Genomic DNA, 12,963 nt, shown 5'->3' with positions numbered 1-12,963 from the left:
TAACGAGGAACAGATTATGCCATTCAATATCGGATTGACGGGGCTCAACGCAGCCTCCACGGATTTGCAGGTGACGGGGCACAACATCGCCAATGCCTCTACCGCGGGTTTCAAGGGATCGCGGGCAGAATTTGCCGATGTGTTCGCCATGTCCTATACGGGGATCTCCAAAACCGCCACCGGTAGCGGTACCCGGCTGGCCGCCGTCAGCCAGCAGTTCACCCAGGGTGACCTGGAGTTCACTGACAACAATCTGGATCTGGCCATCAATGGCCAGGGCTTTTTCATCCTGGAACGGGATGGCGTGGTGGAATACACCCGGGCCGGTCAGTTCCAGCTGGATAAGGACGGATATGTGGTCAATTCCGCCGGCCAGCGTCTGCAGGGGTATGCCACCCCCGGTCTGGGCGGTCCCTTGCAGGACATCCGTCTGACCACCGGTCTGGCCACCCCCAGGGCCACCACCGAAATCACGGCGCTGATGAACCTGCCCGCCACCGCCGAGGAGCCCGATCAGCCTTGGGCTTGGGATGCCGCCGAAGGGGTGGCGGATCCGGACGGCTATAACCATTCCACGGCCCTTTCCGTCTATGACTCCCAGGGGTTGCCACGGACGATGACCCTGTATTTCCGCAAGGAGCCGGGAACTACTAACGAGTGGACGTTCTACAGTTCTCTGGAAGGTGATCTGATCGCTGGCCCCGAAACGCTCGAATTCAATCCCGATGGCACCCTGGGGACCGGCGGGCCTTTCAACATCACCCATACGGTTACCGGCCCGAATGGCCCCGAAAACCTGGAATTCGAGATTGATTTCAGCAATACCACCCAGTACGGCGAGCGCTTTACCGTCAATTCGCTGAAGCAGGACGGCTATGCCTCGGGGGGGCTCATCAGCCTGGATGTGGAGGCGGACGGCACCGTGTTTGCCCGCTTCTCCAATGGCACCAACCGTCCGCTGGGGCAGGTGGCCCTGGCCAATTTCGACAATCCCCAGGGTCTGCGGCCGGTGGGCGGCACCAACTGGGTGGAGACCTTCGAGTCTGGCGAACGGCTTCTGGGGCAGGCGGGAGATTCCAGTTTCGGCCTGATCCAGGGGGGGGCATTCGAAAATTCCAACGTCAATATCTCCGAGCAGCTGGTGAAGCTCATCACCGCCCAGCGCAACTTCCAGGCCAATGCCCAGGTGATCAGTACCGCCGACACCCTGACGCAGACCATCATCAACATCCGCTGACGGAGGAGGTGACCGATGGACCGCATGCTCTACATCGCCATGACCGGTGCCCGGGAGGCCGCGCACTCCCAGCAGGTCAATACCCACAATCTGGCCAATGCCAACACCACGGGTTTTCGCAAGAGCCTGGAAGCATTCACCAACCACCCCTTGCGGGGGCCGGTGTACGACAGCCGGGACTACGCCCAGCTGCAGGCAGTCAAGGCGGACTTCACGTCGGGTCCCCAGATTGCCACCGGCCGGGATCTGGACGTGGCGGTGCAGGGCGATGGCTGGATCGCGGTCCAGGCCCCGGACGGGGGCGAGGCCTATACCCGGGCCGGCAACTTCCAGGTGAACAGCGTGGGTCTGCTCACAACGGGCGATGGACTGCCCGTGCTGGGCGAGGACGGCCCCCTGGCCATTCCTCCCTTCGAGAGCATCGAGATCGGAGCTGACGGCACCCTCAGCATCCGCCCCCTGGGGCAGGAGGCCAACGTGCTGGCCGAGGTGGGGCGGGTGAAGCTGGTGAATCCGGATCTCCAGGAACTGGCTCGGGGAGAGGACGGCCTTTTCCGGCGTGCCGATGGCGCGGTGGAGCCGGCCGATGTCAACGTATCCCTGGCCTCGGGGATGCTGGAGGGCAGCAATGTGAACACCATCGAGGCCATGGTGAACATGATCGAGTTGGCGCGCAACTTCGAGACCCATGTCAAGCTCATGAAGACCGCCGAGGATCTGGATCGCAGTAGTTCTCAATTGTTGCGTATCTCCTGATCAGCCCATCCTCCCAAAGGAGACTAGACCATGAACCAAGCACTCTGGATTGCCAAGACCGGGCTGGATGCCCAGCAGACGCGCATGTCTGTGGTATCCAACAACCTGGCCAACGTGAATACCAACGCCTTCAAGAAGGGGCGTGCCTCGTTCGAGGACCTGATTTACCAGACCGTGCGCCAGCCGGGTGCCCAGGCGGCGCAGAACAATGAGCTGCCCACCGGCCTGATGACCGGAGTAGGGGTGCGCACCGTGGCCACCGACAAGATCTTCAGTCAGGGGAACCACATCCAGACCGACAATGCCCTGGACGTCTCCATCCAGGGGCGGGGGTTCTTCGAGATCCTGACCCCCGAGGGCAATATCGCCTATACCCGGGACGGCAGTTTCCAGCTCAATGCCGATGGTCAGATGGTCATGTCCAACGGCTTTGAGCTGCAACCCGGGATCTTCATCCCCGAGGGCGCCACCAGCATCACCGTCAGCCAGGACGGCATCGTCAGCGTCACGCTGGCGGGCCAGGAAAATGCCCCGGTGGAAGTGGGCAACATCCAGTTGGCAGACTTCGTCAATCCCGCCGGACTGCAGCCCATCGGACAGAATCTGTACATCGAGACGGCCGCCAGCGGGGCGCCTCAGCAGGGTAACCCCGGACAGGACGGCCTGGGCCGTCTGATGCAAGGGTCCCTGGAGAGCTCCAACGTGAACATCGCCGAAGAGCTGGTGAACATGATCGAGACCCAGCGGGCCTACGAGGTCAATTCCAAGGCTATCTCCACCGCGGATCAGATGATGCAGTACGTGAATAACAACCTGTAGTTCAAGCCGTGATTCAAGACGGAAGGTAGGCAAGCCATGAATACCCGGACTCCAAGACCCGCAGCACCTCCGCCGGTTGCCCTCCTGGGCCTGTCCCTGGCGTGCCTGATGGTATTTTCCAGCGGCTGTGCCACGCTGAGTTCGGTGGAGCGGGGCGACGATCCCAACTTCGCCACCGTGATGCCGCCCATGCCCATCCCGCCGGAACACAATAACGGCGCCATCTTCCAGCCCACCGCGGTGCAGGGCCTGTTTGCCGACTACAAGGCCCGCCAGGTGGGGGATGTACTCACGGTGCTACTGGCGGAACGGACCCAGGCCAGCAAGTCCGCCAGTACCTCCACCAGCAAGGAAGCCAACGTGAACATGGCCAATCCCACCATCCTGGGACGCCCTGTCACCCGTGATGGCCGTCCCCTGCTCAATACCGAGATCAGCGGCAGCCGGGATTTCGATGGCCAGGGCAGTGCCTCCCAGAGCAACCAGCTGGACGGCTCCATCACCGTGATGGTGTCGGAAGTGCTGCCCAACGGCAATCTGGTGGTCCAGGGAGAGAAGTGGCTGAAGATCAACCAGGGTGAGGAGTACATCCGGCTGCGGGGGATCGTACGACCCGTGGACATCCGTACCGACAACACCATCCTCTCCACCCAGGTGGCCTCCGCCCAGGTGGCCTATGGGGGGCGGGGTGCCCTGGCCGACAGCAACCGCCAGGGCTGGTTGAGCCGATTCTTCAACAGCCCTGTGTGGCCTTTCTAGGAGTGCCGCGCCATGTCTAAAAACATACGTACAGTTCTGATCGTCTGGGCCTTGGCAGTGCTGGTGCTGTCCCTGGTCCTTCCCTCCGGCACGGGCGCGGCGGAGCGTGTCAAGGACATGGCCTCGGTGGCCGGTGTCCGGAGCAACCAGCTGGTGGGTTACGGCCTTGTCGTGGGCCTGGACGGCACCGGCGACCAGACCACCCAGGCACCGTTCACGGTGCAGAGCCTCAAGAACATGCTGGGTCAGCTGGGCGTCACCGTGCCGTCCAACGTCAATCCCCAGCTGCGCAACGTGGCGGCGGTGATGATTCACGCCGACCTGCCGCCCTTTGCCAAGCAGGGCCAGACCATCGATGTCACGGTATCTTCCATCGGCAACGCCGGCAGCCTGCGGGGCGGCACCCTGCTCATGACCCCGCTCAAGGGGGCGGACGGCCAGACCTACGCCATTGCCCAGGGCAATTTGATCGTGGGCGGTTTCGGTGTGGCCGGGGCCGATGGCTCCCGGGTCAGCGTCAATGTCCCCAGCGTGGGCCGCATTCCCAACGGCGCCACCGTGGAGCGTGAAGTCCCTTCGGCCTTCGCCCAGGGGGATTACGTGACCCTGAATCTGCATCGCCATGACTTCACCTCGGCCAATCGCCTGAGTGACGCCATCAATGATGCCCTGGGGCCCGGGACCGCCCGGCCGCTGGACGGCTCCTCGGTGCGGGTCAGCGCTCCCCGGGATCCGGGCCAGCGGGTGTCCTTCATCTCCCTGCTGGAAAACCTGCGGGTTCAGCCCGGCGAGCCGCCGGCCAAGGTGATCGTGAATTCCCGTACCGGCACGGTGGTGATCGGCAGCAATGTACGGGTGATGCCGGCGGCGGTGTCCCACGGCAGCATGACAGTGACCATTACCGAACGTGCCCAGGTCTCCCAGCCGGCCCCCCTGGCCGCGGGAGAAACCGTGGTGACGCCGCAGACGGACATTGAGGTGACGGAAGGGGACGGCCGCATGTTCCTGTTCAGTCCCGGTGTCACCCTGGACGAGATCGTTCGTGCCGTGAATCAGGTGGGTGCGGCCCCCGGCGATCTGGTGTCCATCCTGGAGGCCCTGCGGGAAGCCGGTGCCCTGCGGGCGGAATTGATCGTCATTTAGGGACCGGGTGCCAATACCCGGTTGCAAGTCGTTGGAACAGCCACCAGCCGTGGACGGAAAAACATGACCAGCCACATCGCCGACAGCTTTCACTACACCGACATGAGCGGGCTGGCGGAGTTGCGTGCCCGGACCCAGGGCGATGCCGCCGGAGCATCGGACGAGGTGGCCCGGCAGTTCGAGGCCCTGTTCATCCAGCAGATGCTCAAGAGCATGCGGGCCGCCATGCCCACGGACGGAGGGCTGACAGGGGAGCATACCCGCTTCTTCCAGGGCATGTTCGACCAGCAGATTGCCCTGGACATGGCCCGGGGCGAGGGTATCGGACTGCGGGAGCAGGTGGCCAGGGAACTGGCCGGAGGGCAGTCGACCGCCGGGGTTCCGGGTGGGGAATTGCGCATGCCCAGCCACCGCATCCCTGCCATGCGGGCCGCCATCGAGGCCTCGGTGGCGGCGTCTGCCCGGGAAGAAGTCCGGCCGGGGACGGCAACAGGCCGGCGCAGTGCCGCCGCCGCGGGTAGGGGGAGCAGCGAGGCGTCCTGGTCGCCGGAGAGTCCCCAGGCCTTCATCCGTGACTTGTGGCCCCATGCCCGACGGGCGGCGCGGGCTCTGGGCGTGGCTCCCGAAGTGCTGGTGGCGCAGTCCGCCCTGGAGACCGGCTGGGGGCGTCATGTCATCACCCATGGGGACGGGCGGAGCAGCCACAACCTGTTTGGGATCAAGGCTGATCGGCGCTGGGAGGGAGAGCGTGTCCACGTGCAGACCCTGGAGTACGTCCAGGATGTCCCGGAGTTGCAGCGGGCCGCCTTCCGCTCCTATGGCAGTCTTGCGGACAGCTTTGAAGATTACGTGAATTTCATCAAGACCAATCCCCGTTACCGGCAGGCCCTGCAGGCCGCCGGTGATACCGAAGGCTACGTCCGGGCCCTGCAGGCCGCTGGTTATGCCACGGACCCGGCCTACGCCGACAAGATTCTCAACATACTGGAACGGGGTACGCTGAGCGATGTGCTTTCTTCGCTAAACTCCAGCGCCGTGCCGCCGACAACCTGACGGAGGGAAACATCATGTCCATGCATATCTTGAAGTTCGTGGCGCGCCGTGCGCCGGGAGGCCGTCATCATGAGTAGCGGGTTATTGGGTATCGGCACCTCCGGGCTTAATGCGGCTCAGCGCGCCCTGGCTACCACGGGGCATAATATCGCCAACATCAACACGGATGGCTACAGCCGCCAGCGGGCCCAGTTCGCCACGCTGCCCGCCCAGTATTCCGGGTCGGGCTACGTCGGCAATGGTGCCAGGGTGACCACCATCGAACGCATGTATGACGAGTTCATCCAGGGTCAGCTGCGCACCACCACCACCACCAGCAATTACTTCAGTACTGCCCATGGTTTTTTCAGCCGGGTGGACAACCTGCTGGCCGATCCATCCGCGGGCCTGTCACCGGGGTTGCAGAATTTTTTTGCGTCGGTTCAGCAATTTGGTAACGACCCCACCTCCAGCGCCAACCGCACGGTGCTCATCTCCGAAGCCGAGTCTCTGGTGGACCGGTTCAAGTTTCTGAACCAGAATCTCAGGGATCAGCAGGCCATCGTGGATGGACAGATCGGTACCGTGGTCAGCGAGATCAACAGCCTCACGGCCTCCATCGCCGATCTGAATATGCAGATCGTCAATGCCCAGGGGCGGGGACAACCCCCCAATGACCTTCTGGACCAGCGGGATCAACTGGTGCTGGAGCTTTCCAGGTTCGTGGATGTGAGCACGGTCATGCAGGACGATGGTTCCATGAGTGTGTTCATCGGCAAAGGGCAGGCGGTGGTGCTGGGCAACCGCTCCACTGCGCTTGATGCCGTTTCCTCCGTGCCGGGCATGCCGCTGGAGATCCGTTACGGCACGGGCAGTGGCAGTGTGGATATTACCCGTCAGATGTCCGGAGGGACCCTGGGGGCGTTACTGGACGTGCGCACCGTACTGGACGAGACCCAGAATGAACTGGGCCGGGTGGCGGTCACCATGGCCATCGCCTTCAATAACCAGCACAGGCTGGGCCTGGACCTGAATGGTGATTTGGGTGGGGATTTCTTCACCATTGCAGACCCGGAGGTCCTGGTGGGCAGTGGGACCGTGTCCGACAAGCCGTTGGTGCAGTTTGATCAGGCGGGTCTTGCCGGTCTGACCGCCAACGACTATCGGCTGACTTTTGATGGTACGGCCTGGCAGCTCAGCCGCCAGCCCGGCGGCGCGTCGGTGAACTTGCCGACACCGGATGCCGACGGCTGGACCCGTGTGGATGGCCTGAAGATCCAGTTGCCGGTTGCTCCCCCCACTGCGGTGGAAGGAGACAATTTCCTGATCCGTCCCACCCGGGGCGCGGCCCAGGGGATTAACGTGGCCATCACTCAGCCGGAAAAGTTGGCCGCCGCCACCGCGATCATCACCACACCGGATGCGGGCAATACCGGCAATGCGCAGGTTCAGTCCCTGTCCGCGGTGGATGCTTCCGCGTTTTCCGCCTGGTTCAATGGTGCCAGTGGCGACCTGGTGTTTGAATTTGATGCCGGTGATTTCCAGGAGATCTCCACCGGCGTCTGGCGTGCCGAAAGGGACGGACTGGAGATGATCCTGTCCGGGGAGCCCCAGGCGGGTGATACCTTTACCGTCAGCAAGAACGACAATTTCGGTGTTGGCGACAACCGCAACGCCCTGGCCCTGTCCCTGGTGCAGAGCACCAATTACCTGGACAGCGGACGAACCTCCATTGAGGGCGCCTATAACAGCCTGATCGGTCAGGTGGGCACCATGACCCGCCAGGCAGAAGTGGCCGCCAAGGCCCAGGCACAGTTGCTGGCCGATGCCTGGGCGCAGCGGGAAAGCATCTCAGGTGTGAATCTGGATGAAGAGGCCGCCAATCTGTTGCGTTTCCAGCAGGCCTACCAGGCTTCGGCTCAGATCATCGCCGTGACCAATACTCTGTTTGACACCCTGATCGGGGTTGTGAGGCGTTAGTCATGCGTATATCCACGAACCAGATATTTCAGAACGGTGTTGACACCATGATCCGCCAGCAGGCGGCGCTGGCGCGCACCCAGAACCAGCTCAGTACCGGGCGCCGCATCCTTTCGCCCTCCGACGACCCCAGCGGCAGTGTACAGGCCCTGCAATTCGAGAGCCGCATTTCCCAGACCAACCAGTACCAGCGCAATCTGGATCTGGCGGAGCAGCGTGTCAGGTTCAGTGAAGTGACCCTGGGTGCCGTCAGCAACGATCTGCAACGTATCCGTGAACTGGCGGTGCGGGCCAACAATGCCACGGAAACCGATGAAACCCGGCGCTATATCGCTCTGGAAATGCAGGAAATCCTTGATGGTCTGGTGGATCTGGCCAATACCCGGGATGCCAATGGTGAATACCTGTTTGCCGGCTATCAGTCCCAGACCAAGCCCTTTGTCGTGGATGCCGCCGGCACCGTGATTTATCAGGGGGATTCCCAGAGCCGCCAGGTGGATATCAGCCCGGTGCGCAAGGTGACAGTGAGCGATCCGGGCAACGCGGTGTTTGAAGGGATCCTGGACGGCAACGGCATCTTCCGTACCTTGGTGGGTAATAACACCGGTTCGGGGGTGATCGACAGCGGTCAGGTGGTGGATCTGGCCGCCTGGAACACCAATGCCGCCGACGGGCCGTTCGAGATCCGCTTCACCCAGGTCGGTGAAGACACCACCTACCAGGTGGTGGATTCCGGCGGTAATTTTGTCCCGGTGATCGGGGAAGACGGGACGCCCACCACCGACCCCGTGCCCTATGTCAGCGGCTCGTCGATCCAGTTCCTCGGTATTCAGGTGGAAGTCCAGGGCAGTCCCAATGACGGAGACACCTTTGCGGTACGGGCCTCCGAGGCCCAGAGCATGTTTGCCAGCATCCAGGACATGATTGATGCCCTGAACACCGGTGTGGGTTCCAGTACCGCGCCAGTCAACAATGCCATCAACCGGGGGTTGACGGAACTGGATAATCTCATGGGCCATGTCCTGGACACCCGGGCCACCATGGGTGCCCGCCTGAACGTGCTGGAATCCCAGGAGAACATGAACGCCGACCAGATCCTGCAGATGAAAACCACGCTGTCCGAGATCCGGGATCTCGACTACGCCGAGGCCATCAGCCGGTTCAGCCTCCAGCAGGTGAGTCTGCAGGCGGCCCAGTTGTCCTACATGCAGGTGCAGAGGCTGTCCCTGTTCGACTACTTCTGATGTCTTGCCGGGTGGGAGCATGCGCGTGGTGTTCCCGCCCGGTCCTTGAAGTGTCCGGTCGCGGGCTGGCGGCGAGGTGCTATCCCCGCGAACCACCTGCTACAATACCCGGCTTTTCCCCATTCATATTCGCGTTGAAAGGCCGAGCGATGCTGGAACTCAACCCGCTGTTTTCCCAAATCAAGGATCTGCAAGGGCGTGTGGAAGCCCTGAGGGGGTATCTTTGACTTCGATGCCAAGCGCGAGCGCCTGGAAGAAGTCAGTCGGGAACTGGAAGACCCCAATATCTGGAACGACCCCGAAAAGGCCCAGTCCCTGGGGCGCGAGCGTGCCCAGCTGGACCATGTGGTCGGTAACCTGGCCACCCTCACCGACAGCCTGAGCGAGACCCGCGAGCTGCTGGAACTGGCCCAGGAAGAGAACGACGGGGACACCGCCCAGGCTGTCGAGGCCGATTTGGAGCGGTTCGAACAGCAGGTGGGCGAGCTGGAGTTCCAGCGCATGTTCGCCGGCGAGATGGACGGCTGCGCCGCCTTCCTCGACATCCAGGCGGGCTCCGGCGGCACCGAGGCCCAGGACTGGGCGGAGATGCTGCTGCGCATGTACCTGCGCTGGGGTGAGCGTCGCGGCTTCAAGACCGAACTGATGGAAGTCTCCGAAGGGGACGTGGCGGGCATCAAGAGTGCCACCATCCGCTTTGACGGCCCCTATGCCTTCGGCTGGCTGCGCACCGAAACCGGCGTCCACCGTCTGGTGCGAAAGTCCCCCTTTGACTCCGGCAACCGCCGTCATACCTCCTTTACCTCGGTGTTCGTGTCCCCGGAAGTGGATGACGACATCGATATCGAGATCAATCCGGCGGACCTGCGTATCGACGTCTACCGTGCCAGCGGCGCCGGCGGTCAGCACGTGAACCGGACCGAGTCCGCCGTGCGTATCACCCACGTGCCCACCGGCGTGGTGGCGGCCTGCCAGAACGACCGTTCCCAGCACAAGAACAAGGACACGGCCATGAAGCAGCTCAAGGCCAAGCTCTATGAGCTGGAGCTGCAAAAGCGCAACGCCGAGAAGCAGGCCATGGAAGACAACAAGGCCGACATCGGCTGGGGCAGCCAGATCCGTTCCTATGTGCTGGACCAGTCCCGCATCAAGGACCTGCGCACCGGCGTGGAAGTGGGCAACACCCAGGCCGTGCTGGACGGTGATCTGGACCCCTTCATCGAAGCCAGCCTCAAGAGCGGGCTTTGAGCCGCCGTTTCACGCACTGCATTCCCATCAGGACCCCGATCAAGCCAATGAACGACCAGACCCAGGACGAAAACAAGCTGATTGCCCAGCGCCGGGAGAAGCTGGGCCGTCTGCGTGAAGGCGGCATCGCCTTCCCCAACGACTTCCGTCGCAACGTCATGGCCGGTGAACTCCACGCCGAATACGACGAGCGGGACGATGCCTTCTTCGAGCAAGCCCCGGTGCGGGTATCCGTGGCCGGTCGCATGATGGCCAAACGGGTCATGGGCAAGGCCAGCTTTGCCCAGGTGCAGGACATGTCCGGGCGTATCCAGCTCTTCGTGCAGCGGGATGCCCTGCCGGAAGGGGTGTACCAGGACTTCAAGTCCTGGGACCTGGGGGACATCCTGGGTGCCGAAGGGACCCTCTTCAAGACCAAGACCGGTGAGCTGTCGGTACAGGTGGACAGCCTGCGTCTGCTGACCAAGTCCCTGCGGCCCCTGCCGGAGAAGTTCCACGGCCTGTCGGACATGGAAACCCGTTACCGCCAGCGTTACGTGGATCTGATCATGAACGAACCGGTGCGGGAGACCTTCCGGGTCCGTACCCGCATCATCCAGGCGATCCGTGATTACCTGAACCGTCGTGGGTTCCTGGAAGTGGAAACCCCCATGATGCAGGCCATCCCCGGCGGTGCCACCGCCCGGCCCTTTGCCACCCACCACAATGCCCTGGACATGCAGCTGTTCCTGCGCATTGCCCCGGAGCTGTACCTGAAGCGCCTGGTGGTGGGCGGTTTCGAAAAGGTCTACGAGATCAACCGCAACTTCCGCAACGAGGGCCTGTCCACCCGGCATAACCCCGAATTCACCATGCTGGAGTTCTACGAGGCCTACGTCACCTACCATGAGCTCATGGACTTGACGGAAGACCTGCTGCGCACCCTGGCCCGGGACGTGCTGGGCACCACGTTGGTGAACTACCAGGGCGATACCTATGACTTCGGCCGACCCTTTGCCCGCATGACCGTCAAGGAGTCCATCCTGCATTTCAATCCGTCGCTCTCGGCCGCCGACCTGGAGGACGAGGCCCGTGCCCGCGAGGTGGCCCGGCAACTGGGCATCCCCCTCAAGGACAGCTACGGTCTGGGCAAGGTGTGGATCGAGATCTTCGAGAAGACGGTGGAATCCCGTCTCAAGGACCCCACCTTCATCACCGCCTATCCCACCGAGGTGTCACCCCTGGCGCGGCGCAACGACGACGACCCCTTCGTCACCGACCGTTTCGAATTCTTCGTCGGTGGCCGGGAGATCGCCAACGGCTTCTCCGAGCTCAACGACTACGAGGACCAGGCGGAGCGCTTCCGGCGCCAGGTGGCGGAGAAGGAGGCCGGTGACGACGAGGCCATGCACTTTGATGCCGATTACCTGCGGGCCCTGGAACACGGCCTGCCGCCGACGGCGGGGGAGGGGATCGGCATCGACCGGCTGGTGATGCTGTTCACCGACTCACCCTCCATCCGGGACGTGTTGTTGTTCCCCCACATGCGGCCCGAGGTGTCCTGACATCACCATGTCGCCCGCACGCCCCATCGCCCGGCGGATGGCTCACATCCAGCCCTTTCATGTCATGGACCTGCTGGCCCGCGCCCGGTGTCTGGAAGCCCAGGGACGGGATATCGTCCATCTGGAGATCGGCGAACCGGATTTTCAGACCCCGGCCCCCATCGTGGAGGCCGGTATCCGCGCCCTGCAGGCGGGACACACCCATTACACCCCGGCCACCGGCCTGCCCGCCCTGCGGGAGGCCATCGCCCGCTACTACCAGGATGTCCTGGGGGCGGACGTGGCCCCCGAGCGCATCGTGATCACCCCCGGGGCGTCGGGCGCTCTGCTGCTGGTGATGGGCATTTTGCTCAATCCCGGTGATCAGGTGCTGATGACTGATCCCGGTTACCCGTGCAACCGGCATTTCGTGCGTACCTTCGAGGGGGAGGCGGTGTCGGTGCCGGTGGGGGCGGAGACGGATTACCAGCTTACGGCGTCCCTCCTGGCCCGGCACTGGTCGGAGCGGACCGTGGCGGCCATGGTGGCCACCCCGTCCAACCCCACCGGCACCCTGGCGGACCGCGCCTTGCTGTCCGGACTGCTGGACTTCACCCGGGATCGTGGGGGCGCCCTGATCGTGGACGAGATCTATCAGGGGCTGGTGTATGAAGGGGAGAACGGCACCGCGGCGGCCCTGTCCGAAGACCTGTTCGTCATCAACAGCTTCTCCAAGTTTTTCGGCATGACCGGGTGGCGTCTGGGCTGGGTGGTGGCGCCCCGGGACTGCGTGCGGGAGCTGGACAAACTGGCCCAGAACCTGTTCCTGGCGGCTTCCACGCCGGCCCAGCACGCGGCCCTGGCCGCCTTCACCCCGGCCTGCATGGACATTCTGGAGGCCCGCCGGGAGGCCTTTCGCACCCGGCGGGATTTCCTGCTGCCGGCCCTGCGGGAACTGGGCCTGAAGGTGCCGGTGACGCCCCGTGGGGCCTTCTACCTCTACGGGGACAGCACCGCCTTCGGCGAGGACAGCTTTGCCCTGGCGGAGCGTTGTCTGGAAGAGGCGGGGGTGGCCATCACCCCCGGCCTGGATTTTGGCGACCATCTGGCCCGCTCCCATGTGCGGTTTGCCTACACCCGGGATCTGCCGGTGCTGGAGCAGGCGGTGGAGCGGTTGCGGGTTTTCCTGCAGTAGCCCCTCTCCCCTTGCGGGAGAGGGGCT

At 63.4% G+C, this 12,963-nt stretch carries 11 protein-coding genes; all 11 read left to right on the top strand.

Translation table 11 applies throughout. The features are described 5' to 3' along the window. Positions 1-16 precede the first annotated feature (16 nt). The 11 genes from flgE (at position 17) to CKO35_RS08990 (ending at position 12,936) form a co-directional block, all read left to right on the top strand. A complete protein-coding gene (gene flgE / locus CKO35_RS09040; protein WP_200174955.1) occupies positions 17-1,237 on the top strand; it encodes a flagellar hook protein FlgE in 1,221 nt (406 codons plus the stop codon). Positions 1,238-1,252: 15 nt separating this feature from the next. After that, entirely contained in the window at positions 1,253-1,993 is a 741-nt protein-coding gene (gene flgF, locus CKO35_RS09035) for a flagellar basal-body rod protein FlgF (RefSeq protein ID WP_200174954.1), read from the top strand. A gap of 30 nt (positions 1,994-2,023) precedes the next feature. Further along, positions 2,024-2,812, top strand: coding sequence for a flagellar basal-body rod protein FlgG (flgG, locus tag CKO35_RS09030; protein WP_200174953.1), 789 nt, complete (start codon positions 2,024-2,026; stop codon positions 2,810-2,812). A 36-nt stretch (positions 2,813-2,848) separates the two neighbouring features. Then, on the top strand, positions 2,849-3,571 hold the full coding sequence (flgH, locus tag CKO35_RS09025; protein WP_200174952.1) for a flagellar basal body L-ring protein FlgH: 723 nt from the start codon (positions 2,849-2,851) through the stop codon (positions 3,569-3,571). Between the two features lie 12 nt (positions 3,572-3,583). Next, positions 3,584-4,714 (top strand): flagellar basal body P-ring protein FlgI, encoded by a 1,131-nt coding sequence (locus CKO35_RS09020; RefSeq protein WP_200174951.1) that lies wholly within the window; start codon positions 3,584-3,586, stop codon positions 4,712-4,714. Between the two features lie 63 nt (positions 4,715-4,777). Continuing rightward, on the top strand, positions 4,778-5,767 hold the full coding sequence (gene flgJ / locus CKO35_RS09015) for a flagellar assembly peptidoglycan hydrolase FlgJ (RefSeq protein WP_200174950.1): 990 nt from the start codon (positions 4,778-4,780) through the stop codon (positions 5,765-5,767). Between the two features lie 69 nt (positions 5,768-5,836). After that, positions 5,837-7,726: a flagellar hook-associated protein FlgK gene (flgK, locus tag CKO35_RS09010; RefSeq protein ID WP_200174949.1), complete on the top strand. Its 1,890-nt coding sequence runs from the start codon at positions 5,837-5,839 to the stop codon at positions 7,724-7,726. 2 nt (positions 7,727-7,728) lie between these two features. Further along, complete coding sequence (gene flgL / locus CKO35_RS09005) at positions 7,729-8,970, top strand: flagellar hook-associated protein FlgL (protein WP_200174948.1); 1,242 nt, start codon at positions 7,729-7,731, stop codon at positions 8,968-8,970. A gap of 149 nt (positions 8,971-9,119) precedes the next feature. Further along, positions 9,120-10,218, top strand: a protein-coding gene (gene prfB, locus CKO35_RS09000) for a peptide chain release factor 2 (protein ID WP_200174946.1) whose coding sequence is annotated in 2 segments (ribosomal slippage) — positions 9,120-9,194 and positions 9,196-10,218 — 1,098 coding nt in all. Because the reading frame shifts where the segments join, the coding sequence is not laid out codon by codon here. Between the two features lie 47 nt (positions 10,219-10,265). Continuing rightward, positions 10,266-11,762, top strand: a complete 1,497-nt coding sequence (lysS, locus tag CKO35_RS08995; RefSeq protein WP_200174945.1) for a lysine--tRNA ligase — start codon at positions 10,266-10,268, stop codon at positions 11,760-11,762. Between the two features lie 7 nt (positions 11,763-11,769). Next, positions 11,770-12,936 carry a pyridoxal phosphate-dependent aminotransferase gene (locus CKO35_RS08990; RefSeq protein ID WP_200174943.1) on the top strand — a complete coding sequence of 389 codons (1,167 nt, stop codon included), beginning with the start codon at positions 11,770-11,772 and terminating at the stop codon, positions 12,934-12,936. Positions 12,937-12,963: the final 27 nt, after the last annotated feature.

The organism is Ectothiorhodospira shaposhnikovii, from assembly GCF_016584105.1.
GTDB lineage: Bacteria > Pseudomonadota > Gammaproteobacteria > Ectothiorhodospirales > Ectothiorhodospiraceae > Ectothiorhodospira > Ectothiorhodospira shaposhnikovii.
Note: the sequence above shows the minus strand (reverse complement) of the source record. Positions and strands in the feature narration are given on the sequence as shown.